Source organism: Foliimonas ilicis (genome assembly GCF_039939195.1).
Lineage (GTDB): Bacteria > Pseudomonadota > Alphaproteobacteria > Rhizobiales > Rhizobiaceae > Foliimonas > Foliimonas ilicis.
In genome coordinates this window covers 1-22,984 of sequence record NZ_JBDUUH010000010.1, presented here as the reverse complement: position 1 = coordinate 22,984, position 22,984 = coordinate 1, and the positions used below count along the sequence as shown (strand labels likewise).

Sequence of the window (22,984 nt, the reverse complement as noted above, 5' to 3'; positions counted from 1 at the left end):
GATGAAGGCCCTCGCAGACCTTTTTGCCACGACCAATGCGCGCGTAGCAGGCGCTTTCGTCGTTGCCGCGATATTGCACCTGATCGGCACCTTGCTGATTCCCGGTTACAGCGCGCCCTTCGCCATACGCGCGATGCTGGTCATCGCATCGCTGCTCGCAATTGCCTCGGTTGGCCAAACACTGGTTATCATACTCGGCGGCATCGATCTCTCGATCCCGTTCGTTATCGGCTTTGCGAATGTCGTGGCAGCACAGCTTTACGGCGACGGATGGAACTTCGTGGCCGTCTGCCTGCTGGTCGCAGCGATGGCCGCGGCAATCGGTGGATTGAACGGCCTTTTGTCGCGTGGGCTGGATATCCATCCGCTGATCGTCACGCTAGGCGTTGGCATGGTCGTGCAGGGCAGCGTGCTGTTGTGGACGGCCGGTTTCCCATCAGGCTCCGCGCCGCAGGCCGTTTCGAAGTTCGTTTCCATCGGCGGATCGATCGGGCCGCTGCCATTTCCTTGGCTGATACCAGCGGTGGTCGTACTCACGATCCTGATCATGCTCGTTCTGGCGCGCACGACCTATGGACGCAGGCTTTACGCACTTGGAAGCAACCCGCGCGCAGCACCGCTGGCGCTCATTCATCCAGTGCGCATGTGGGTAATCACCTATGCGCTGAGCGCGCTGTTCGCGGCGGCAGCAGGCGTCCTGCTTCTGGGTTTCACCGGATCGGCCTATGGCGATGTCGGACAGCCATATCTCTTCCAGACAATCGCAGCCGTCGTTGTCGGCGGTGCGGCACTTGTCGGCGGGCGAGGCAGCTTTCTCGGAACGATTGCCGGCGTGCTGGTGCTTACGCAGATCAACACACTGCTGATCGGCCTCGGCTTTAGCCCCTCGGCGGTTCAGGCCGCTCTCGGTCTTGTCATATTGCTGCTCGTGTCGCTTTACGGGCGCGAACGGCATGTGCGCGAGACGATATGATCGGATGACCTCAGGCATATCCAGGTCACTCGCTTATGCACAGTCCGTCACTCGAAACTCGTAAAATACTGCCGATTTCAATCATTGTACGTATAAATAATTGGAAATTTGTTTACGATGTACTTTGTGCAGGACGCGCGTTAGCGATTTCTAAATAACTGAAGGAAGAATATCGGGCGGCGGGTTTGCTTGATTGGGCGCAAAATTGCTTAAGATATACAACTGTATCGTCAACGAACACGATTTACGGCTTGTAGTTCTGGCCGCGATAATTTGTTTAATGGCCGCGTTCGCGGCTATCAGCCTTCTTCAGCATGTGCAGCGAAGCAAACCGGCCATGAAGAAGATATGGCTGGCGGTTTCCGCTGTAGCGACTGGCTTTGGCATCTGGGCCACGCATTTTATAGCGATGTTGGCATTCCAGCCCGAAATCGCGACTGGCTACGATGTGGATTGGACGCTGATTTCACTTCTTTCAGCCATTGCTTTGACGGGAACAGGTCTCGCAATTGCAGTCTCGTCGCTTTCCAGATTCAATCACTTGCTCGGTGGTGCAATTGTAGGATCGGGGATAGCGGTCATGCACTATACCGGCATGGTCGCATTTGAAATCCCAGGTTACATTCAATGGGATTACCGGTTGGTCGCTGCTTCGGTGTTGCTGGGGATCGTGCTTGCTGCATTGTCGTTACGAATTGCGATGTCCGAAAAATCGGCGCAGCACAGATTTTTGGCCGCCATCGTTCTTACCGTCGCGATATGCAGCCACCATTTCACTGGCATGGCGGGGACTACCTTAGTCATCGACCCTCAGATCAAATTGTCTGCGAATATCCTTCCTGCCGGATGGATGGCTGTAATCATCGCAGTCGTAACGACGATCATTATTTGTCTTGCGACTGTCGGCCTGATCCTCGACCGCCGAGATTTGAGGCGAATGGAGGAGGCGGGCAGGATGCAGAGCCTCGCTGACGCTGCCGTCGAAGGCTTGGTCGTATGTGACCCCGAAAGCCGGGAAATCATTACAGTGAACAGGAGTTTCTGCAGACTTGCGGGCTTGGAAGCCATGACAGGCAGCCGGGCCATCTCCGATTTCTTTCCAAGCCTGGAACATCAATCACGTGTGGCTCCGGAGACATCTCTTGAGGTGTTTTTGAAAGCGGTTGACGGTTCGGAAATCCCCGTCGAGATCATCAGGCACAAAATCGATTATTTCGGCCGGCCGCATGAAGTCTATGCCGTCAGAGACATTCGGCAACGCAAGGATGCCGAGGCCGAGATTCACTTCCTTGCCTACCACGACGCACTGACCAAGCTGCCCAATCGTAGATATTTTACGAAGCGGCTCGACGCGGAATTTGCGGATAACGCCGATGTAAATCAGGTCGCTGTCCTCTTCCTCGATCTCGATCGCTTCAAAGAAATCAACGATCTTTACGGCCATCTCGTCGGCGATGCCGTTCTGAAACATGTCGCGGATATTTTGAACGATGTGCTTGGACCAGATCAGATGGCCGCACGGCTTGGTGGTGACGAATTTGCGATAATCCTGCCGCGTCTTCGCTCGAAAGCCTATGCAGCGCAGATTGCAGAAAGCATTCTCAAACGTCTGACCGAATCTAATAACCAGCTTCCAGCAGATGCTCTTGTCGGGACGAGTATCGGCATCGCATGTTTCCCTGAGGACGCCCGAGACCGGACATCGCTTTTGAGCCATGCCGATGCTGCTCTTTATGAAGCAAAGCTCGGCGGCAGGGGCGTCTACCGGTTTTTCGAGCAATCCATGGGCGACAAACTTAAATCGCGGCGTCAATTCGAACAGGATTTGAGGCTGGCGATTTCAAGAGGAGAGTTCGCCTTGGCGTTTCAGCCGCAAGCCGATCTCAAATCCGATCAAATCGTTGGCTTTGAGGCGTTGCTGCGCTGGAACCATAAGACTCACGGAGCCATAGCTCCAGATGTCTTCATCCCTATTGCCGAAGAGTGCGGGGCAATCCTGAAGATAGGGGAGTGGGTCATAAAAGAGGCTTGCCATGAAGCGGCAACCTGGAAGAACCATCTTGGCGTGAGCGTCAATGTCTCGGCGGTTCAATTGCACAGCGTAAATCTGGTCGACACTGTAAAGAGCTGCCTGAAATCTTCTGGCCTGCCGGCGCAGCGCCTTGAGCTCGAGATAACTGAAACGGCACTGATCAAGGATATTGGCCGCGCTCTGGCTGTTCTTAACAAGCTGAAGCGGCTGGGCGTGCGAATTGCAATGGACGATTTCGGCACGGGATACTCATCCTTGGCAAATTTGCGGTCGTTTCCGTTCGATAAGATCAAAGTGGATCGCTCTCTCGTCAGGGCCGTCGATCAAAACGAGGAAGCTGCCGCGATCATGCGGGCAGTGGTCGGCCTCGCCAGAGGCTTGAGAATGCCCGTTTTGGCGGAAGGTGTCGAAACCGAAGGGGAACTCGATTTCTTGAGAGCCGAGGCGTGTGACGCCGTCCAAGGTTATCTGCTCGGGCGGCCTCGACCTATAGCTGCATTCGCAAAACACACCCATGGGAAAACCCCCGAAGATCAAAGCACTACAGCGTTCGGTCAGACAAAAGCGGATGCCGCTTGAGGGCAATCGGAACCAGGTCGGGAACGTCTGGCGCTTTGAGAATGCACCCGTAGTGAAATCAGATGAAATTTCGGCGCTACTTATAGGTTGCTTTCGCTGCACCGAAACCTCAATAAGGCGGCGGTGCAGCGATAGAAGACCGGGGTGCAGGAATGCTGGACTTCAAGACAGCATATATCTTGTGGGCAACGGCGGCACTGACTGTCGCAACCATCCTGTTCGTTGCCTGGATTCAGCATCGCGAAGCCCGTAGCTATCTGTTGTGGGGCGGTGGATTCTTCTGCACCAGTGTCGGTCTCATCATGATCACGCTGCGGGGTCAGATTCCGGATTTTCTATCGATCGAATTTGCGAACGGTCTTGTGCTCTTCGGTCTGACGCTGTGGCTCTCGGGTGTTCTGATTTTCGATCAGAGGCGAATATTTTTTTGGGTATTACTTCCGCCCGCCATCTGGGTCGCGGGAATGTTCGTGCCAATGATCCGCGGTGAATTTGCGGCGCGTGTAAGCCTGTTCAATGTCGGTGCTGCCTGTGGTTTTCTACTTTGCGCGGTGGCCCTTCTGCCGCGAAAAGTGGAACCCGGTTATCGGCTGCGGCGTGCTCTGGCTGCCGTGTTTTTAGTGCAATTCATCGTCAGTGCAGGCGTGGCGCTCAGCGCGGTTTTGGTCCCGCCGACTGACTTCAAAAGCTATTCGTATGGTCTGATCGCGATTGCCGGCGCGCTCCTGATACTTGTCGCATCCGTCGCACTTGGAATGCAGTTGCTCATCGGACGTTCCCAAAGCAGTCTTCGCGATCTGGCGGCGCGTGATCCATTGACAGGCGTTTTCAATCGTCGCGGGCTGCTACAGGCATTCGCCGAGACGAGAACACTTTTTCGCGATGACGATACGCCGGTGGCAATGCTTATTTTCGATCTCGATCATTTCAAGAAGGTCAATGATCGGTTCGGCCATCTGGCGGGCGACAGTGTGCTTGCCGAATTTGCGAGAGGCGCGAACAAGGGGCTTCGACCGGGGGATCTGTTCGGGCGAATTGGCGGTGAGGAATTCGCGGCGATTTTGCCCGCAACAAAGTCCGTCGAGGCACAATTGATCGCCGAGCGTATAAGGTCGGCCTTCTCGCGCAAACCAATCGATGCCGGAACATACAAAATCGCGGCGACTGTCAGTGTCGGCATTGCGGTCGTTCCTGCTCGATCAGCCAGTTTCGAGAAGCTTCTATTGCTGGCCGACCACGCACTTTATAGCGCAAAAGCAAATGGTCGGGACCAAAGCTGTCTGGATGGCACCGAGGCCGATCCTGCCCAGATTGTGCATTTGTTCGGATCTCACTCTAAGTGACGATGAGAGCGCATTCCCTTCGGCACCTCTGGTCCTGATTGAAGTTCTGCATCTTGATGTCTAGCCATCATCTGCCATCTTGATGGCAGATGATGGCTAGACTATATTCGCTGAAAGGGAGTCGCAAAATGGCAGAACCTCAGCTTTCCGTCCGCAGCGCCAGAGCCCGCGATCTTGCGCACAGGCTTGCCCGTCGCGAGAACCGCTCGATCGCCGATATAGTCGAGCGTGCACTCGAATCTTACGAGATTCGTGAGGCCGGGCGTGAGCCTGCATTGGCCTTCTACAAGCGGCTTTGCACGCAGTCCGGCACGGATATAGATCTTGAAGCGGTGATCCGCGAAAATCGTGCGCCGCATCCGGGTGTCAAACTTTGATCTTTCTCGACACCAACGTAATTTCCGAGACGCTGAAAAAAGCACCCGATGAGGCGGTGCTGGCTTGGCTCGTTCGGCACGACGCCGAGCTTGCTCTGCCCACCGTGACGATTGCTGAGATTGCTTTTGGTATCCAGAAAATACGGCCCGATCAGCGTGCTGAACGTCTGGAACAGGGGCTTTTCGATTGGCGACGTCGGTTTGCTGATCGCATTTTCGGCCTAACGGAGGAAGCGGCACTGGCTTATGGCGAAATCATGGGTAACGCTGCGCATCAGGGTCGCGGCATGTCAGCGCCGGATGGCATGATCGCTGCAATTGCACGTGTGAACGGCGGTCGCTTGGCTACCCGCAATTTGACCGATTTTCAGACAACGGGTCTCGACCTGATGTCTCCCTGGACGTTCTGAGCGATAGAAGGCGGGCTTGGCGGAATTTACCGCGTAACAGAACTATTAGCTAACGTAGTCCGGGAACTTCTCGCTGATCACATTGATGATGGAGAGCGTTCCCGAAAGATGCTTGCGCAGGGCCGCGGTTGCGTTGTCAGGATCACCTGAACGAATACCGTCGATGATCGCCTGGTGATCGTCAAGAACGGTTTGTATTTTCCCGGCCATTGGAAGGTTCAGGCGACGCAGCCTGTCCAGATGCACGCTTTGCCGGCGGACATTCTCCCAAAGCTCCAGGATTGAGGAGCGTTCGTAGAGTTTGCGATGAAACTCCCGATCGATGTTGTCGTAGACGTCGTAAGTTTCCAGTGATGCCGCTGCCTTTTGCCGCTCCAGAATGCCGGACAGCTCGGCAGCGGTTTCCTCAGGCGCTTCGAGCGTCAACCGTCTTACGGCTTCGAGTTCGATCGACAATCGCAAGAATTGGGCTTGGCGCGCGTGTTTTATGTCGATGCGCGCGACGACAGTTGCATATTGCGGATACACATTGACGATCCCCTCTTCCTGCAGCCGCATAAGGGCGTCGCGCACCGGCGTTTGGCTGACGCCGAATTCAAGCTGCAATGATGCGCGCGACAGGACCGATCCGGGAACCAGCTCAACTTTCAATATGCGATCGCGCAGAATCTCATGGATCTGCAAGGCAACCTGCCTCGACCGATCGAGCTGACTTTCCCTGATAATTCCGTTCATGGAGGTTTTCCTCAACTGCCGTGCCAAACGACAATAGACCATTAAGGAGGTTGATGCACTGATGTTTTAGTGCTTCAATGCAAAAAGTTCGCTGGAGGAGTGAAGGCGGGCTTTGCCGTTTCGACGCAAAATTTGGGAGGAAATAATGAAACTGCTTATCAGCCGTCTGGCTGCGATTGCCTTTGCCGTGGGGATTGCCTCATCGGTTCAGGCGCAGGAAAAAACAAATGTGTCGATCACCCGCCAGCCGGGGATCCTCTATCTTGCCAGTCACGTGATGGAAACGCAGAAGCTGATTGAAAAGCATGCGGCGGCGGATGGCGTGGAAGGCGTGACGGTCGAATGGCGCACGTTCAGCGGCGGCGGCGCGCAGACCGATGCGCTGCTTGCCGGCAATGTCGATGTCGTCAACACTGGCACCGGAAACCTTCTTTTGTTGTGGGACCGGACCAGAGGCAAGGTGAAGGGAATCATCACCAGCTCTGCCCAGCCGGTGATCATGGTTTCCAACGACCCTCGCATCAAATCGCTGGAAGACATTCAGGAAACCGACAAGATCGCGGTTCCAACCGTGGGTGTCTCTACCCAGGCCATCCTTTTGCAGATGGCAGCGGCAAAGATGTTCGGTGACGATCAGGTCAAGAAGTTCGATCCCAACACCGTTCAGCTTGGCCACCCGGATGCGGTTGCTGCGATCGCCAATGCGAACCACGAAGTGAAGAACCATTTCGCGGCACCGCCATTTCAGTATCTCGAATTGAAACAGGAAGGCGTGCATGAGGTCATCAACTCGCGGGATATTCTCGGTGGTGCTCTGACTCAGGCGACCTTCTTCACCACGACCGATTACGCAGACGCGAATCCCAAGTTGGTCAAAGCTCTGCGTGTGGCGACGGAAGAGGCGGTCGACTTCATCAAGAAAGATCCGAAGTCCGCGCTCGAGGCTTACAAGACGGTTTCCGGCGACAAGACCAGCATCGACGATCTGCTCGCCATGCTGAACGAGCCGCATATGGACGAATGGCGGACCGACCCTCAGGGCACGATGAAATTCGCGGAGCATCTGTACAAGATCGGTACGCTGAAAACCATGCCAGAAGCGTGGACCGATTATTACCTCCCCGACTCTGCCTACCTGAACGGCAACTGATCGCAACGCTTTCGGCGGCAGCGCATATCGCTGCCGCCGAATCCTGAACGGAGTGGATTTCAATGCTGCAGGCTACCGCCGCCATCAATGACAAAAGCAGGCTGGAGCCCGACAAGGCACCGCTTCTCAAGGTCGATAACGTCACGCTGCGTTACAAGACGCCAAATCTTCTGATTACCGCTACCGAAAACGTCAGCTTTTCGGTGAACGAATCCGACAGATTTGTTCTTCTGGGGCCTTCTGGCTGTGGAAAATCCACATTGCTCAAGGCGATTGGCGGCTACATGACCCCGTCGGCCGGAGCGATCCATATCAATGGCAGGCAGGTCAAGCGCCCTGGGCCGGATCGTATGATGGTTTTCCAGGAATTCGACCAGCTCATGCCGTGGAAGACGGTTCTGGAAAACGTCATGTTTCCGCTGCTGGTGGCGCGCAAGCTGCCGGCGCAGGAGGCAAAAGAGCTTGCTTGCGAATATATCGAGAAGGTGAAGCTGACACGCGCGATCGACAGCTATCCGCACACTTTGTCGGGTGGAATGAAGCAGCGCGTTGCCATTGCCCGTGGCATGGCGATGCAGCCGGACATTCTCTTGATGGACGAGCCCTTCGCCGCCCTGGACGCTCTGACACGCCGTCAGATGCAGGATGAACTGCTGCAATTGTGGGAAGATACCGAGTTTACGGTCATTTTCGTCACCCACTCGATTGCCGAGGCGATCAAGATTTCGAACCGCATTCTGCTGCTCTCGCCGCATCCGGGGCGCGTTAAAGCCGAAGTCGTGAATGTAGACGCGGCGCGCACGGATGATGGCAGTGCGGCTGCGCTGGAACGCGACATCCATAACATGCTGTTTTCCTCCGAGCCCGGCCACAAGGAGTGACGGTCATGACCTCACCGCAAATCATTCTCGCCTCGGACAACGAGGCTGCAAATCAATTCGACAATGTCAGTGCGGTTGAACAGAAGCTTGGACCGCTCGAAACGCTGTGGAGCGTCGGTGCCGTCCGCAAAACGCTTCTGATCGTTTTTCTGGCGATCGTCTGGCAGGTTTATGCATCCTACCTCGACAATCCGCTGCTCTTCCCAACGCTTAGCGACACGATCATCACGCTTTACGACCGGTTCGTCGACGGAACCTTGCCGAACCGGATCTGGACGACGCTGAAAATCCTTTCCATGGGGTACGCGGCAGGTACGGTGCTCGCAGCGATACTGACGGTGCTCGCGATCAACACGCGGATCGGTACGGATTTTCTTGAAACCATGACCGCCATGTTCAATCCGCTGCCTGCGATCTCGCTCCTGCCTCTCGCGCTGATCTGGTTTGGCCTAGGCGCGTCCAGCCTCGTCTTCGTCCTGATCCATTCGGTTCTCTGGGCCGTCGCCTTGAACACGCATTCAGGCTTTCTGGGTGTCTCGCGTACATTGCGCATGGTGGGCGCCAACTATGGCCTGACGGGAATTTCCTATGTCTTGCGAATTCTCGTACCGGCTGCATTCCCGTCGATCCTGACCGGCCTGAAGATCGGCTGGGCGTTTGCATGGCGCACATTGATCGCGGCGGAACTCGTTTTCGGTGTCTCGTCCGGCCAGGGCGGCCTTGGCTGGTTTATCTTCGAGAACCGCAATCTGCTCGATATTCCTGCAGTGTTCGCCGGGCTTCTCACCGTCATCATCATCGGTCTCGTGGTCGAAAATCTCGTTTTCCAGACGATCGAGCGTCACACGATCCAGAAATGGGGAATGAAGGAATGAGCATCCTTTACTCCGGCGTTTCATCATAAGGCAGAACTCATGCAGCAGAAAAAGTCTCCCGAGACGCTGAGAAGCGCTCGCTGGTTTGCGCCCGACGATCTGAGAAGCTCCGGCCACCGTTCGCGTACGATGCAGATGGGTTATGCACTCGAAGAATGGATGGGCAAGCCGGTCATCGCAATCCTCAACACATGGTCGGATGCCAATCCATGCCATGCGCATTTCAAGCATCGCGTGGAGGACGTGAAGCGCGGTATTTTGCAGGCGGGCGGATTTCCGCTTGAGCTTCCGGCTCTTTCGCTTTCCGAAAGCTATGTGAAGCCGACCACCATGCTCTACCGCAACATGCTCGCGATGGAGGCTGAAGAGCTGTTGCGCTCGCACCCTGTCGATGGCGCGGTTCTTATGGGTGGTTGCGACAAGACCACGCCTGGTCTCGTCATGGGCGCCATCAGCATGGGATTGCCGATGATTTATCTGCCGGCAGGCCCGATGTTACGGGGCAATTATCGCGGGCAGGCACTTGGCTCCGGTTCCGACGCCTGGAAATTCTGGGATGAGCGACGTGCAGGACTGCTGAACGAGAAGGAATGGGTTGAGGTCGAGGCCGGCATTGCCCGTTCCTATGGTCATTGCATGACGATGGGCACCGCGAGCACCATGACGGCGATTGCCGAGGCTCTCGGTTTGACGCTGCCCGGCGCGAGTTCGATACCGGCTGCGGATTCCAATCATATTCGCATGTCATCGGCCGTCGGGCGCCGGATCGTCGACATGGTCTGGGAAGACCTCGTTCCGAACAGGATCGTCACCAGGGCTGCGGTGAACAATGCAGTTGCCGTTGCCATGGCGACGGGCTGTTCGACCAATGCGGTGGTGCATCTGCTGGCTATGGCACGAAGGGCGGGGGTCGATCTTACGCTCGACGATCTGGACCGTGCAGGACGCACGACCCCGGTGCTCGCAAACATTCGTCCAACCGGCAAAACCTACCTGATGGAGGATTTTTATTATGCCGGGGGCCTGCGCGCTTTGATGGCGAAGCTTGGCGATATTCTCGACCTGTCTGTGTTGACGGTTTGCGGGAGCACGCTTGGCGAAACGCTGGAAGGCGCGGAGTGTTTCAACGACGATGTCATCCGGTCGCTGGACAACCCCGTCTATCCCGAAGGCTCGCTTGCCGTTTTGAAAGGCAACCTAGCCCCCAATGGCGCGGTCATAAAGCCTGCGGCATGCGATCCTCGCTTTCACAGGCATCAAGGACCCGCGCTCGTTTTCGACAGCTACCCGGAGATGAAGGCCGCCGTCGATGACGAAAACCTCGACATTACCCCGGACCATGTGATGGTCCTGCGCGGGGCAGGTCCCCAAGGCGGGCCGGGCATGCCGGAATGGGGCATGCTGCCGATCCCGAAAGCCCTTCTCAAGCAAGGCCATCGCGATATGCTGCGCCTTTCCGATGCGCGGATGAGCGGAACGAGTTACGGGGCCTGCATTCTTCACGTCTCGCCGGAATCGCATGTTGGAGGGCCGCTGGCGCTTCTCAAGAACGGCGACATCGTCCGGCTCGATCTGGAAGCGCGCAGCATCGACATGCTGGTGGAGGAAGACGAATTGCAACGCCGCCGCGCGGCCTGGGTCAAGCCCGCTGACAAGATCGGCCGGGGATATGGCTGGATGTTTGCCCGGCATGTCAGCCAGGCCGATACCGGCTCGGATTTCGATTTTCTGGAAACAAGCTTCGGCCCCACTGCAGCCGAGCCCGATATTTATTGAATAAGGGGACCGAAAATGACCGAATATGTTTTGAGCGACGCGACGCGCGATAAGCTCATGGGGGTTGCGACGCCGACGCTCGCGACTGCGCTTTACAAGCGCGGCCTCCGCAATCAATTCATTCAGGATGTGCATCCGCTATCTGCAAAAAAGCGGAACATGGTCGGCCAGGCGTTCACTTTGCGCTACATTCCGGCGCGCGAGGACCTGAATCAGCTTGAGGTATTCCGAAACCCGGAACACCCCCAGCGCGCCGCCGTCGAGCGCTGCCCGCCGGGATCGGTGATGGTCATGGACAGCCGAAAAGACCCTCGTGCCGCCTCTGCAGGTTCGATCCTGATATCGCGTCTGATGGTGCGCGGCGTCGTTGGCGTGGTCACGGATGGCGGCTTTCGCGACAGCCCCGAAATCGCCGAACTCGGTATCCGCGCCTATCACAATCGTCCTTCTGCGCCGACGAACCTGACACTCAATCAGGCGCTGGATATCAATGTGCCGATCGGATGCGGCGACGTCGCGGTCTGGCCGGGTGATGTGATGGTTGGTGACGATGAGGGGGTCATCGTCATACCCGCGCATCTTGCCGACGAAATTGCCACTGAAGCCGTAGAAATGACGGCCTATGAAGACTTCGTGGCCGAGAAAGTGTTGGCAGGAGCGACCATAATCGGTCTCTACCCGCCCACCAGCGATGCCCCGCGTAACGAATTTGCCGAATGGCGGAAATCAAACGGGCGATAACCGTAGATCACTGCGGGCCAAGAGCTTTGGTGATGGTATTTCGCGCGTCGTCGATGATGCTCTCGAGCAGTCTGGATTTCGGCGCGTTTGGCGGACGAACCGCTACATAGGTCACGGATATTCGCGGTTCGATGCGGCGCGTCAGCAGCGTCCCGGAAAACTCCGTGGCGATGAGCGGATCGACAATAGCGACGCCCGTTCCTCTGGCGGCCAGCCCGCAGCAATTGATGATCGACGTTTCGATCGCATTCGATATCTGGAAGCCGGTCGCGGCACATTGTGCATCCAGCGCCTGGCGCAAAGGCGTTTTGCGCCCCGGCAGAAGCAATCGCGTGTTCGCCAGCATGTCGACGGTGATGAAATTGTGCTTGGCGAATTCGTGGTCGATCGGGAACGCTGCGACCGCATATGCTTCTGCAAGCATCTCAATGGGTAGTCCGGCGAGACGGGGCGATCCGAAAGCGAAGCCGAGATCATATTGATGGCTCGTCATCATATCGATGACGAAAGCGGTGCTTTCCACGTCGAAAACAACGGACAGCGATTTGTGCGAGATCGCCAGATCGGCAACAACCTCCTGAAGACATTGCGATGCGAGCGATGGAACCGCAACCATTCGCAGCGCCTTGCCTTTCGCGGTTCGGATGTCGTCTGCCGCGCGTCCAATACCGTCGAGCCCGATATATAGCCGCTCGACTTCCCGGTAGAGCTCGATTGCCTCCGCGCGAATGAGCAGTCTGCTGCCTTCCCGGTCGAAAAGCGACAGTTCGGTCGCGAATTCGAAATCGCGAATGAGCCGCGACACCGCTGGTTGCGTGACGTTCATCATCTCGGCGGCCGAGGTGATACTGCCGCTCAGCATAACGTTTCTGAACGCTTCCACCTGACGCGGATTGATGCGCATGGCTATCCTCTCAGCATAACATTTGGTTATGCTATTAACAGAAAATACCATTTTAGCTCAAGTGAACGCTATTGTAAGCAAAGGGTCTATGGGCTGCCTTCATCGGCGCCCAGGAGGAAACGGGCAGGAGACCCAATCATGAGAATGTCGAAATTTGCCGCCGCTTTGGCGGTGTCGGTTTTTGTCGCGCCAATATCTGCCAAAGCTGCCGAACTGAGGGTGGGTCTCGCAGCCTCCACGACTTCGATGGACCCGCAATTCTACGTGGTCGGGCCGAACAGCGCGATGGCGCGTAACATTTTCGATGGTCTGGTCAATCAGGATTCGAAACAGCAAATTCAGCCGGCATTGGCAGAATCATGGTCGATCATCGATGACACGACATGGGAATTCAAACTCAAGCCCAATGTGAAATTCCACGATGGCAGCGATTTCGACGCCGATGATGTGGTTGCCAGCATCAAGCGCGTGCCGCTTGCGTCAACCAACAGCCCAAGCTCATTCGCAGCCTATGTAAAAGCGATCACGGAAATCACGGCGGTCGATCCTCTCACCGTTCGGATCAAAACCGATGGCCCGACGCCGCTGCTGCTGAACAATCTCAGCCGCATCGCGATATTGCCTGCGGAAATGGAAAAAACGCCGACCGGCGAACTCAATTCCGGCAAGGGCGTCATCGGGACGGGTCCGTTCAAATTCGTTTCATGGACACCGGACGACAATGTCGTTGTGGAGCGCTGGGATGATTACTGGGGTGAAAAAGCTGCCTGGGATCGTGTGACGTTCAAGATCTTCAAGAACAGCAGCGCGCGTGTCGCCGCTATGCTTTCTGGCGATGTGGATATGATCGAAAGCATTCCCACCGCCGATACCCGTAATCTTGAAGGCAATGACGCGCTGAATGTCGTGAATGTCGCCGGCAACCGCATCATGTATCTTCATATGGATCAGGACCGCGAAGAGTCTCCTTTCGCAAAAGGCCCGGATGGCAAGAACCCGCTTTTGAACGCCGATGTGCGTCGCGCTTTGTCCTTGTCGATCAACCGTGAAGCGCTGGTCGATCGCATCATGGACGGACAGGGTCTGCCAGCCGGTCAGCTCGTGCCGGAAGGCTATTTCGGCTACGATCCGAACATCAAGGTCGATCCGTACGATCCGGCAAAGGCAAAGGAATTGCTGGCCAAAGCGGGATATCCCGATGGCTTCAATCTGACTTTCCATGCCTCCAATGACCGTTATCCGAACGATTCAAAGATCGCACAGGCAATCGGGCAGTTCTTCAACCGTGCGGGCGTCAAGACGGAAGTCTCCACACTGCCGGGAAGCGTTTATTTCTCGCGCGCTTCCAATCTCGAATTCAGCTTCATCATGGGTGGTGCTGCCGTAGAAACCGGCGAAGCCTCTGGCGTTCTCGGACCTATCCTCGAAACTTTCGGCGACAAGGCCGGTCAGGGAAATCGCGGACGCTACTCCAATGCGGAGTTCGACAAGATGCTTGGTGAGGCGCGGTCCACGCTGGACGACGCCAAGCGTGAGCAGCTTCTTCGCTCGGCCACCGAAATCGCCATGAAGGACCTCGGCGTCATCCCGGTTTTCTTCCTTGCGAACACATGGGCGACGAAAAGCAATCTGACCTATGAGGGTCGCTCCGACGGCTACACGCTTCCTTACTACGTCAAGCCGAACTGAGTTCGTAATGTCCTTCAGCGGAGTATTTCCCTATCTCGTCTCACCTGTCGGTCCGACAGGTGAGATCATGGATGGCGTTCTCACCGACCTTGTCGAGCATCTGATCGCATCCGGTGTTCATGGGCTTGCGCCGCTGGGGAGCACAGGCGAGTTCGCCTATCTGACGCACCAACAGCGCTACAGAGTTGTTGAGACGGTTCTGGCGGCCAATCGCGGCCGCGTGCCGGTCATTGCGGGCGTTGCATCGACAAGCATCCCGGATGCGGTTGCCCAGACCGAGCATATGGTTGCTGCGGGCGCAGACGGGATATTGGCGATCCTCGAAGCCTATTTCCCGGTCGGGGACGATGGCGTCGAAGCTTATTTCACGGCGATTGCGAAGGCTGCAAAGGGACGCCCTGTCGTTATCTACACGAACCCGCAATTCCAGCGTTCGGATTTGACGCTGCCGGTCATCGAACGGCTGAGCAATGTCGAAAACATCCGCTATATCAAGGACGCGTCGACCAATACGGGACGCCTTCTATCCATCATCGAACGCACGCGCGGTCGTCTCGAAGTCTTTGCAGCTTCCGCGCACATCCCGGTTTGCGTGATGATGATAGGCGGCGTGGGTTGGATGGCTGGCCCCGCATGCATAGTGCCGCGGCAGAGCATTGCGCTCTATGAGGCTGCCAAGGCCGGTGACTGGTCGCGCGCGATGGAACTGCAGCGGCCGCTTTGGCGCGTGAACGAAATCTTCGCGAAATACTCGATTGCCGCCTGCATCAAGACCGCTCTCGACCTACAGGGCTTTGCCGTCGGCGACCCTATCGCTCCGCAACGCTCTCTGGATGAAAACGCACGGTCGGAAATAGCCGAAGTGCTGCGCGGGGTAGGCGCTCTTTAAAGGGCGCTGGGCAACTGAACGCACGAAAGTACCCAATGACTGCAATTCCGATCATCATAGATTGCGATCCCGGCATCGACGACACGATCGCCCTGCTTACGGCGTTCGTCTCTCCGGAACTCAAAATACTGGGCATTACACCTGTGTGCGGAAATCAGCCGCTCGATCGTGTTTTGAAAAACACGCTCCAAGTGTGCGAACTTGGCAATCGTACGGATATTCCCGTTTATGCAGGATGTTTTCGCCCGCTTTTCCGCGAGCCGATCTATGGCCAGTTTCATGGTAAAACGGGCTTGGGAAACACGGTTCTGCCGGAGCCTGCCAAGACGGTGGAAGTTCCTTCGGCGGTCGAATTCCTAATCGCAAGCCTGAAGGCTGCGGCGTCGGCAGGTCGCAAAATTACCATTTGCTGCCTTGGGCCGATGACCAATCTCGGCGTTGCCTTGCGCATGAAGCCGTCGATCGCAGACGGCATCGAGCGTGTGGTCATGATGGGCGGTGCCTATCGGGAAGCGGGAAACCGCACCATGACCTCCGAATTCAACATTCTGGCCGATCCGCATGCTGCGCATATCGTGTTTTCGAGCGGCATTCCGATTGTCGCGTTGTCATTGGATGCGACGCATCAGGTCATTCTCAAGCCTGAGCATGTTGCAAAGTTCGCTGCGGCCAGCGGCAGAATTTCCCAAACACTCTCCGAGCTCATGGCCTTCTGGGATCGCAACGACGTCGCCCGCTACGGGTCGCGCGGCGGTCCGCTTCACGATCCTCTGGTGGTCGCCTATCTGCTGGCGCCTGAGCTTTTCGAAACACAGAAGGCGCGAATTTTCGTCGAGCACGAAAGCGAACTTTGCATGGGCCAGACCATCGCCGACTGGTACGGCAAAAGTGGTCTGGAGCCCAATGCCGAGATCGTCACCAAGGTTGATGCTCAAGGCGTTATCGATTTGTTTCTGGATCGGTTGTCGCGTTACGCACTGGAAGCCGCCGTATGAAAAAGCACAGGATCATCATCGATACCGATCCGGGCGTCGATGACGCGGCTGCCATTCTTCTGGCGCTGGCCTCGCCTGAAATAGAGGTGCTCGGCATTTCCGTGGTGGGTGGCAATGTCCCTCTCGAAGACACGCTGGCCAACGCTTGCAAGATTGTCGGGATGTCGGGCCGCACGGATGTCGAAATTTTCGCAGGCGCTCCCGGTCCTTTGGTGCGCGAGCAGGTATTCGGCAAATATGCGCGTATCGGCGCGTTCAGCGACCAGCTCGTGAGGCCGACCGATATCAAGCCATCGGACGAGCATGCAGTCGATTTTCTCATTCGCACCGCGCGAGAAGCTGCACTGGCAAACGATCCGATTACGATCTGCGCGATCGGGCCGTTGACCAATATCGCCTTGGCTTTGATCCAGCATCCCGATGTCGCGCGCGGCATCGAACGGATCGTATCGATGGGCGGTGCCTTTACGGCGTTGGGCCACCGTACGCCTTGGGCGGAGTTCAACATCTACGCCGACCCGCATGCTGCCGAAATCGTCTATGGGTCCGGCGTGCCTGTTGTCGTTATGCCGCTCGACATGACCTTCCAGGCTCTGTTCACCAGAGAGCATTTCCAACAATTTCATGATCTTGGCGGGGACGCCGGACGTGGCCTTGCAAATCTGTTATTCGCGTTTGACCGCAGCGATGAAACTAGGTTCGGCCGGCCCGGCGGCCCCTTGCACGATGCGACGACAATCGCATGGCTTCTAAAACCTGAGCTGTTTTCCGGGCGAACCGCCGCAGTGGGCGTGCAGGTCACCGGCAGGACGGCTGGTTACAGCTATGCCGACTTTTACAAGAAAACAGATCGCCCGGCGAACTCACTCGTCATCTCCGATGTCGATGAAGCCGGGTTCATAAATCTGATGATCGAGCGAATAAGCACGTACGGCCAGTCTGCCGATGCGTCAAAATCGCTGGGAGGATGATATGTCAAGTTACCTGCTAAGCAGATCGCTGCAGACGGTGCTGACGCTTTTCGTCATGTCCGTTCTGGTTTTTGTCGGCCTCTATCTGGTTGGCAATCCGGTCGATGTCCTTCTCAGCTCGACGGCAACGCCTGCGGAGCGAATGGAAGTCATTCAGTCGTTCGGCCTCGATAAACCGGTTTGGGAACAATACTGGCTGTTTCTGTCACGCGCGCTTTCCGGCGATCTCGGAAACTCATTCGTCTTCAATCAGCCTGCCCTCACACTCATCATGAACCGCATGCCCGCGACGCTGGAATTGGCATTCGTGGCGCTGTTTATGGCGCTGGTCGTCGGAATACCGCTCGGCGTTTATGCAGGGCTGCGCCCGAATGGCTGGATTTCAAAATCCATCATGACCTTTTCGATCCTTGGCTTCAGCCTGCCGACCTTCTGGATCGGGCTGGTCATGATCATGGTCTTCAGCGTTCAGTTAGGCTGGCTACCTGCGTCGGGGCGTGGCGAAACGGTGCCGATATTGGGCATTCCTGTGAGTTTTCTAACGCTCGACGGGCTGTCACATTTGATTTTGCCCGCGTTTAACCTCGCACTTTTCAAGATTTCATTGGTCATACGGCTAACGCGGGCGGGCGTCATGGAGACGATGCAACTCGACTTCGTTCGTTTTGCGCGCGCCAAGGGCCTTCCTGAAAGCCGCATTGTCCTTGTCCACGTACTGAAGAACACGCTGATCCCTCTGATCACGGTTATCGGACTGGAGCTCGGTTCGCTGATTGCCTTCGCGGTTGTCACTGAAACCATCTTCGCGTGGCCCGGAATGGGCAAGCTCATCATCGATGCGATCAGCGTTTTGGATCGGCCTGTTATCCTGGCTTATCTGATGATTACCGTCGTGATGTTCAGCCTCATCAACCTGCTGGTCGATATTCTTTACTCGGTCGTCGATCCCCGCGTACGCCTTGAAGGGAACTCATGATGAGCCAGGAAAGCACATCGGTTCACACGCGCGATACCGGTCAGCAGCCACCGTCGCAGTCGCCTTTCCGGGCAGCGCTCGGCGCACTTCTGCGCGACCGTCTGGCACTAATTGGGATAATCGTGGTTTCGATCCTCATTCTGGCAGCCATCTTCGCGCCGTTGATCGCGCCTCAGAACCCCTACGATCTCGCGCAACTCGACATCATGGACAACCGTTTGCCGCCGGGCTCCGAGAGCATGAACGGCCTGGTCTATCTGATGGGGACGGACGATCAGGGGCGGGACTTGCTGAGCGCCATTCTTTATGGGCTGCGCACCAGCATTCTCGTCGGCTTGTCGAGTGCCGCAATTGCGCTTGTCATCGGCGCGTCAGTCGGGCTGATCAGCGCCTATTCCAGCAATCGCGTCGACTCCATCTTGATGCGCATCGTCGATATCCAGCTCAGCTTCCCGGCGATCCTCATTGCGCTGATTTTTCTCGCCATTCTTGGGCAAGGCGTAGACAAGATCATTCTCGCTCTGGTCGTCACGCAATGGGCCTATTACGCGCGAACCATACGCGGATCGGCACTTATCGAGCGCAAACGCGCTTATGTGGATGCCGCCCGTTCGATGGCACTTCCTGATCGCCGCATTCTGTTCCGGCATATCCTGCCCAACTGCATGCCGCCGCTGATCGTCGTTGCGACCATGCGCGTGGCCTATGCGATCATGCTCGAAGCGACTCTCTCGTTTCTCGGCATAGGGCTGCCGGTAACCGAGCCCTCGCTTGGCCTCCTGATTTCCAACGGCTTCGAATATCTCCTGTCCGGCAGCTACTGGATCAGCTTCTTTCCGGGTCTCGCGCTTCTGTTGCTGATCGTTTCCATCAATCTCATCGGCGATTCCCTTCGCGATATTCTGAACCCGAGAAGGGAGGGCTGATCCGATGGTTGAGCCGATACTTTCCATTTCAAAACTGAACACGTCGTTCCGCGTCAACGGCGAGTGGATGAATGTGGTGCGCGATGTCAGCTTCGACATCGGCCCCAAAGAAACGGTCGCCGTGGTCGGTGAGTCCGGCTCCGGGAAAAGCGTGACGGCAATGTCCATCATGCGCCTTCTGTCTCCGGCGAATTCGCGCGTTACCGGTAAAATCGAGTTCGAAGGCCGCAACCTGCTCGACCTGCCGCTGGATGCGATGCAGAAGGTACGCGGCAATCGCATCGGTATGATCTTTCAGGAGCCGATGACGAGTCTCAATCCGGTTCTGACCATCGGGAAACAGATCACCGAAGTTCTGAGACAGCATCGCGGCATGTCTCAATCGCAAGCAGAGGCCGAAGCTGTTCGGCTTTTGGAGAAGGTCAGGATACCCTCCGCCAGGTCGCGGCTCCACGAATATCCTATGAGCTTTTCCGGTGGCATGCGTCAGCGCGTCGTCATCGCAATCGCGCTTGCGTGCGACCCGAAACTGTTGATCGCTGACGAGCCGACCACGGCGCTCGACGTCACGATTCAGGCGCAGATTCTTGAACTGATAAAGACCCTTCAGGAAGAGGAGGGAATGTCGGTCCTTTTCATCACGCACGATATGGGCGTGGTGGCCGAAATCTCCGATCGAACCGTCGTCATGTACAAGGGCGAGGCGGTCGAAACAGGCACGACCGAAGACATTTTTGCCTCGGCAAATCATCCCTACACGCGCGCACTTCTTTCCGCTGTTCCGCAGCTTGGCTCGATGACCGGTACGAACAAGCCTCTGCGTTTCCCGATTGTCGATTTGAAAACGGGCATGGCAGAGCCGGTCAAGCCGACTGCCGATACCGTCAAAATCGATGCAGAGCCTATCCTCAAAGTGGATCATCTCGTCACGCGTTTTGACATAAAGAAGGGCTTTTTGCGCAAAACAGTAGGCCGCATTCACGCTGTCGAAGACATTTCGCTCGATCTGCGTGAGGGCGAAACACTGTCGCTTGTCGGCGAATCCGGTTGCGGAAAATCCACCACCGGCCGTTCCATCATCCGCCTGACCGATCCAACCAAAGGTCAGATTCGAATTGATGGAAAGGACGTTGTCGGCGCCAGCAAATCAAGCCTTGCCGGCATTCGTCGTGAAGCGCAGATGATCTTTCAGGATCCGTTCGAAAGCCTGAACCCGCGCATTCGGATTGGTTCTGCGATCGCTGAGCCTATCGTATCGCATGGTCTTGCCACCAGAGCGGAGGCGAAGAAGCGCGTTGGCGACCTTCTCGAGCGGGTCGGGTTGTCGGCATCGATGGCGAGCCGCTTTCCGCATGAGTTCTCCGGCGGGCAGCGTCAGCGTGTCTGTATCGCGCGTGCGCTTGCCTTGCAGCCGAAGTTGATCGTGGCCGACGAATCTGTCTCCGCTCTCGATGTTTCCGTCAAAGCGCAGGTCATCAATCTGATGCTGGATTTGCAGGAGAAATATGGCCTCGCCTATCTCTTCATTTCGCACGACATGGCAGTCGTCGAAAGGATAAGCCACCGCGTTGCAGTCATGTATCTGGGCGAAATCGTCGAGATCGGACCGCGTAATGCCGTATTCGAAAATCCGCAGCATGAGTACACGAAGCGCCTGATGTCAGCGGTTCCGATCGCCGACCCCAAGCGGCGTCAGATCCGGCGGATTTCCAACGACGAGATCAAAAGCCCCTACCGGCCAGCAGATTTCGTTCCGCCAAAGCGCCGGTATGAGAAGCTTGGAGCGGATCATTTTTACCAGCTTCCAGATTGAAAACGCGTATCGTGGAGAGCCTTAGCGAAGGCTGGGCTCTTCTTCGCGCGCGATGCGAAGCCGGCATCCGAGCTTCTTGAGAAGCGCCCGGGCGGACTTGTCGAATTCCTTGCTTTCCGCACGTATCCAGTCCGTGAACAATCGAACCGTACGTCGATTGGTGTGACGGGTAGGGCAGACGGCCCAGTAGGCAGGGAATTCCACGACGTCGAATGCGGTGGAGAGCGGGACGAGAGTGCCGCGCTCAAGGTCTTCCTGCGCCAGAGTTGCCGAATCCAGCACGATGCCAGCGCCGTCGCGTGCAAGCTGGATCGCCATCGATGAGCGATCGAAGCGCAGCGGAGCCTGCTCGGTGGGCGGATCGATGCCGTGAACCACCAGCCAGACATCCCATTGGTAAAGCGTCTTCACGGAATGGATAAGCCGGGCCTGGGAAAACAGGAGAGCGGGATCGTCGTTAACTGCACGCAACCGGTCGCGGTATTCGGGACTGCACATGGGCAGGACGAAATCGTTGATGATGCATTCGGTATGAAGCCGTTCCCATGCGCCTGAACCGTATCGCAGGTCGAGATCCATCACCTCCGTATCGAAATCGGAGAATTCCGGTGTTGCATCGACCCGCACGCCCCATTCCGGGTTTGCATCGAGGAAACCTTTGAGGCGCGGCGTAAGCCAGCGTACTGCGAAGCTTGGGCTGCAGCGAAGGTTCAATTGCCGGTTATTGCCCTGACGCAAGACCGCCGAGCGGGCGCCGCGGATCATGCGGAAAGCGGTCGTCGTTGTCTGGAACAGCATTTCGCCGTCGATGGTCAGGCTGAGGCGCCGGTCCTTGCGGCGGAAAAGCAGCACGCCCCATTGTTCTTCGAGCTGCTTCAATTGCTGGCTGACGGCTGCTGCCGAAACCCCCAGCTCAGCCGCGGCAAGAGAAACCCGGCCGGTTCGCGCCACCGCCTCGAAATAGGCCAGTGAATTTAGATTTGGGTTGATCGGCAAGCCTGCCTCCAGTCCGGAGTTTCGAGCACTCCTTGATGGAAGAACGAGCGCGCGAGCCTTCGTCAATGCGGCCCGCACGCTGCTTGTGTCAAGAGATGCCGTTCAGGCGCCGATATACTTCTATGACCTGACTGTCATCTGCCAGGCCGTTGCCACTGCCGCTTTCCGCCAGAAACATCTGATGGGCGATCGCGGCAAGCGGCAGAGACATGCTGACTGAGCGTCCCGCAGCCAGAGCGATACCGAGATCCTTGACGAAAATATCGACAGCGCTCGTCACGGGCGGTTTTTCCATGAGCATCCGTGCTCCGCGGTCCTTCAGCATCCAGCTCGAAGCGGCCGATCCCGATACGATTTCCAGCAGGGTTGCCGTATCGACGCCCGCCTTCTGTCCAAGTGACAAAGCTTCGCCCGCAACAGCCAGATGCACACCGCAGAGAAGCTGGTTGATGGCCTTGACGACTGCGCCCTGACCTTGCTGCGGTCCGCAATGGTAGAGCTTGTCGCCCATCAGCCTAAGGATGGGCGCGACCGCTTTGTAGGCCTCGTCGGGCGCACCCACCATGATGGTCAGGGCGGCCGCTTTCGCGCCGACCACACCCCCGGAAACCGGGCAATCGACAAGGATTTTGCCGGATGCCTCGACTTCCGCCGCCAGCTTGATCACTTCATCCGGCGGGCAAGTGGCCATGAGGCAGATGTGGGCACCTTGCGGCAATGCATCCAGCGCTCCCGCTTCGATCAGCACAGAGCGCGCCTGCCCGGCATTGACCACCATCAGGATGAGCATATCTGCGCCATCACAGGCGGCAGCCGCACTGCCGGATCTGGTTCCTCCAGATGCCGCCAGTGCCTCCATCGCCTCGGCCCGCATGTCGATACCGCGCACGTCATGACCTGCTTTGACCAGATTTCCGGCCATAGGCAGGCCCATTGAGCCTAGCCCGACGAAC

General features: G+C 56.9%; 21 protein-coding genes. 17 read left to right on the top strand and 4 right to left on the bottom strand.

What is annotated here, in order from left to right:
- Position 1: 1 nt before the first annotated feature.
- From ABFT80_RS19700 to ABFT80_RS19680, 5 genes are all read left to right on the top strand, one after another.
- Positions 2-973, top strand: a complete 972-nt coding sequence (locus ABFT80_RS19700) for an ABC transporter permease (protein ID WP_347973650.1) — start codon at positions 2-4, stop codon at positions 971-973.
- Between the two features lie 193 nt (positions 974-1,166).
- Complete coding sequence (locus ABFT80_RS19695) at positions 1,167-3,584, top strand: EAL domain-containing protein (protein ID WP_347973649.1); 2,418 nt, start codon at positions 1,167-1,169, stop codon at positions 3,582-3,584.
- Between the two features lie 152 nt (positions 3,585-3,736).
- Positions 3,737-4,927, top strand: coding sequence for a GGDEF domain-containing protein (locus ABFT80_RS19690; RefSeq protein ID WP_347973648.1), 1,191 nt, complete (start codon positions 3,737-3,739; stop codon positions 4,925-4,927).
- Between the two features lie 128 nt (positions 4,928-5,055).
- A complete protein-coding gene (locus ABFT80_RS19685) occupies positions 5,056-5,304 on the top strand; it encodes a type II toxin-antitoxin system VapB family antitoxin (protein ID WP_347973647.1) in 249 nt (82 codons plus the stop codon).
- Positions 5,301-5,714 (top strand): type II toxin-antitoxin system VapC family toxin, encoded by a 414-nt coding sequence (locus tag ABFT80_RS19680; RefSeq protein ID WP_347973646.1) that lies wholly within the window; start codon positions 5,301-5,303, stop codon positions 5,712-5,714. The genes ABFT80_RS19685 and ABFT80_RS19680 overlap by 4 nt, the downstream gene beginning before the upstream one ends.
- A gap of 45 nt (positions 5,715-5,759) precedes the next feature.
- Here ABFT80_RS19680 and ABFT80_RS19675 read toward each other — a convergent pair whose 3' ends face one another.
- A complete protein-coding gene (locus tag ABFT80_RS19675) occupies positions 5,760-6,449 on the bottom strand; it encodes a GntR family transcriptional regulator (protein ID WP_347973645.1) in 690 nt (229 codons plus the stop codon).
- A 145-nt stretch (positions 6,450-6,594) separates the two neighbouring features.
- On the opposite strand from ABFT80_RS19675, the gene ABFT80_RS19670 reads away from it, so the two are divergent.
- The 5 genes from ABFT80_RS19670 (at position 6,595) to ABFT80_RS19650 (ending at position 11,872) form a co-directional block, all read left to right on the top strand.
- Positions 6,595-7,599, top strand: coding sequence for an ABC transporter substrate-binding protein (locus ABFT80_RS19670; protein WP_347973644.1), 1,005 nt, complete (start codon positions 6,595-6,597; stop codon positions 7,597-7,599).
- Positions 7,600-7,661: 62 nt separating this feature from the next.
- Positions 7,662-8,480: an ABC transporter ATP-binding protein gene (locus ABFT80_RS19665; protein ID WP_347973643.1), complete on the top strand. Its 819-nt coding sequence runs from the start codon at positions 7,662-7,664 to the stop codon at positions 8,478-8,480.
- A 5-nt stretch (positions 8,481-8,485) separates the two neighbouring features.
- A complete protein-coding gene (locus tag ABFT80_RS19660) occupies positions 8,486-9,355 on the top strand; it encodes an ABC transporter permease (protein ID WP_347973642.1) in 870 nt (289 codons plus the stop codon).
- 39 nt (positions 9,356-9,394) lie between these two features.
- Positions 9,395-11,131, top strand: coding sequence for an L-arabinonate dehydratase (araD, locus tag ABFT80_RS19655; protein WP_347973641.1), 1,737 nt, complete (start codon positions 9,395-9,397; stop codon positions 11,129-11,131).
- 15 nt (positions 11,132-11,146) lie between these two features.
- Complete coding sequence (locus tag ABFT80_RS19650; protein ID WP_347973640.1) at positions 11,147-11,872, top strand: ribonuclease activity regulator RraA; 726 nt, start codon at positions 11,147-11,149, stop codon at positions 11,870-11,872.
- Positions 11,873-11,879: 7 nt separating this feature from the next.
- Here the strand turns inward: ABFT80_RS19650 and ABFT80_RS19645 are convergent, their stop codons facing one another.
- Positions 11,880-12,776 carry a LysR substrate-binding domain-containing protein gene (locus ABFT80_RS19645; protein ID WP_347973639.1) on the bottom strand — a complete coding sequence of 299 codons (897 nt, stop codon included), beginning with the start codon at positions 12,774-12,776 and terminating at the stop codon, positions 11,880-11,882.
- 138 nt (positions 12,777-12,914) lie between these two features.
- On the opposite strand from ABFT80_RS19645, the gene ABFT80_RS19640 reads away from it, so the two are divergent.
- Genes ABFT80_RS19640 through ABFT80_RS19610 form a run of 7 tightly spaced genes read left to right on the top strand, consistent with a single transcriptional unit; the run spans position 12,915 to position 21,035 of the window.
- The gene (locus tag ABFT80_RS19640) at positions 12,915-14,465 is read left to right on the top strand and encodes an ABC transporter substrate-binding protein (protein WP_347973638.1); all 1,551 of its coding nucleotides are present in this window, start codon (positions 12,915-12,917) and stop codon (positions 14,463-14,465) included.
- 7 nt (positions 14,466-14,472) lie between these two features.
- The gene (locus ABFT80_RS19635; protein ID WP_347973637.1) at positions 14,473-15,354 is read left to right on the top strand and encodes a dihydrodipicolinate synthase family protein; all 882 of its coding nucleotides are present in this window, start codon (positions 14,473-14,475) and stop codon (positions 15,352-15,354) included.
- A 35-nt stretch (positions 15,355-15,389) separates the two neighbouring features.
- Complete coding sequence (locus ABFT80_RS19630; RefSeq protein WP_347973636.1) at positions 15,390-16,349, top strand: nucleoside hydrolase; 960 nt, start codon at positions 15,390-15,392, stop codon at positions 16,347-16,349.
- Positions 16,346-17,320 (top strand): nucleoside hydrolase, encoded by a 975-nt coding sequence (locus tag ABFT80_RS19625; protein WP_347973635.1) that lies wholly within the window; start codon positions 16,346-16,348, stop codon positions 17,318-17,320. Before ABFT80_RS19630 ends, ABFT80_RS19625 begins: the two co-directional genes overlap by 4 nt.
- Position 17,321: 1 nt before the next feature.
- Positions 17,322-18,296, top strand: a complete 975-nt coding sequence (locus ABFT80_RS19620) for an ABC transporter permease (protein WP_347973634.1) — start codon at positions 17,322-17,324, stop codon at positions 18,294-18,296.
- Complete coding sequence (locus ABFT80_RS19615; protein ID WP_347973857.1) at positions 18,296-19,222, top strand: ABC transporter permease; 927 nt, start codon at positions 18,296-18,298, stop codon at positions 19,220-19,222. Before ABFT80_RS19620 ends, ABFT80_RS19615 begins: the two co-directional genes overlap by 1 nt.
- 4 nt (positions 19,223-19,226) lie before the next feature.
- Positions 19,227-21,035: an ABC transporter ATP-binding protein gene (locus tag ABFT80_RS19610; protein WP_347973633.1), complete on the top strand. Its 1,809-nt coding sequence runs from the start codon at positions 19,227-19,229 to the stop codon at positions 21,033-21,035.
- Positions 21,036-21,056: 21 nt separating this feature from the next.
- Here ABFT80_RS19610 and ABFT80_RS19605 read toward each other — a convergent pair whose 3' ends face one another.
- Positions 21,057-22,031, bottom strand: a complete 975-nt coding sequence (locus ABFT80_RS19605) for a LysR substrate-binding domain-containing protein (RefSeq protein WP_347973632.1) — start codon at positions 22,029-22,031, stop codon at positions 21,057-21,059.
- Between the two features lie 88 nt (positions 22,032-22,119).
- A partial coding sequence (locus ABFT80_RS19600; protein WP_347973631.1) for an NAD(P)-dependent oxidoreductase occupies positions 22,120-22,984 on the bottom strand: 865 nt, incomplete at its 5' end.

Excerpts from the sequence above, each read along its gene's own strand:
- ABFT80_RS19700 (WP_347973650.1), top strand. The coding sequence starts at position 2 with ATGAAGGCCCTCGCAGACCTTTTTGCCACGACCAATGCGCGCGTAGCA.
- ABFT80_RS19690 (WP_347973648.1), top strand. The coding sequence starts at position 3,737 with ATGCTGGACTTCAAGACAGCATATATCTTGTGGGCAACGGCGGCACTG.
- ABFT80_RS19685 (WP_347973647.1), top strand. The coding sequence starts at position 5,056 with ATGGCAGAACCTCAGCTTTCCGTCCGCAGCGCCAGAGCCCGCGATCTT.
- ABFT80_RS19675 (WP_347973645.1), bottom strand. The coding sequence starts at position 6,449 with ATGAACGGAATTATCAGGGAAAGTCAGCTCGATCGGTCGAGGCAGGTT.
- ABFT80_RS19670 (WP_347973644.1), top strand. The coding sequence starts at position 6,595 with ATGAAACTGCTTATCAGCCGTCTGGCTGCGATTGCCTTTGCCGTGGGG.
- ABFT80_RS19665 (WP_347973643.1), top strand. The coding sequence starts at position 7,662 with ATGCTGCAGGCTACCGCCGCCATCAATGACAAAAGCAGGCTGGAGCCC.
- ABFT80_RS19660 (WP_347973642.1), top strand. The coding sequence starts at position 8,486 with ATGACCTCACCGCAAATCATTCTCGCCTCGGACAACGAGGCTGCAAAT.
- araD (WP_347973641.1), top strand. The coding sequence starts at position 9,395 with ATGCAGCAGAAAAAGTCTCCCGAGACGCTGAGAAGCGCTCGCTGGTTT.
- ABFT80_RS19650 (WP_347973640.1), top strand. The coding sequence starts at position 11,147 with ATGACCGAATATGTTTTGAGCGACGCGACGCGCGATAAGCTCATGGGG.
- ABFT80_RS19645 (WP_347973639.1), bottom strand. The coding sequence starts at position 12,776 with ATGCGCATCAATCCGCGTCAGGTGGAAGCGTTCAGAAACGTTATGCTG.
- ABFT80_RS19640 (WP_347973638.1), top strand. The coding sequence starts at position 12,915 with ATGAGAATGTCGAAATTTGCCGCCGCTTTGGCGGTGTCGGTTTTTGTC.
- ABFT80_RS19635 (WP_347973637.1), top strand. The coding sequence starts at position 14,473 with ATGTCCTTCAGCGGAGTATTTCCCTATCTCGTCTCACCTGTCGGTCCG.
- ABFT80_RS19630 (WP_347973636.1), top strand. The coding sequence starts at position 15,390 with ATGACTGCAATTCCGATCATCATAGATTGCGATCCCGGCATCGACGAC.
- ABFT80_RS19625 (WP_347973635.1), top strand. The coding sequence starts at position 16,346 with ATGAAAAAGCACAGGATCATCATCGATACCGATCCGGGCGTCGATGAC.
- ABFT80_RS19620 (WP_347973634.1), top strand. The coding sequence starts at position 17,322 with ATGTCAAGTTACCTGCTAAGCAGATCGCTGCAGACGGTGCTGACGCTT.
- ABFT80_RS19615 (WP_347973857.1), top strand. The coding sequence starts at position 18,296 with ATGAGCCAGGAAAGCACATCGGTTCACACGCGCGATACCGGTCAGCAG.
- ABFT80_RS19610 (WP_347973633.1), top strand. The coding sequence starts at position 19,227 with ATGGTTGAGCCGATACTTTCCATTTCAAAACTGAACACGTCGTTCCGC.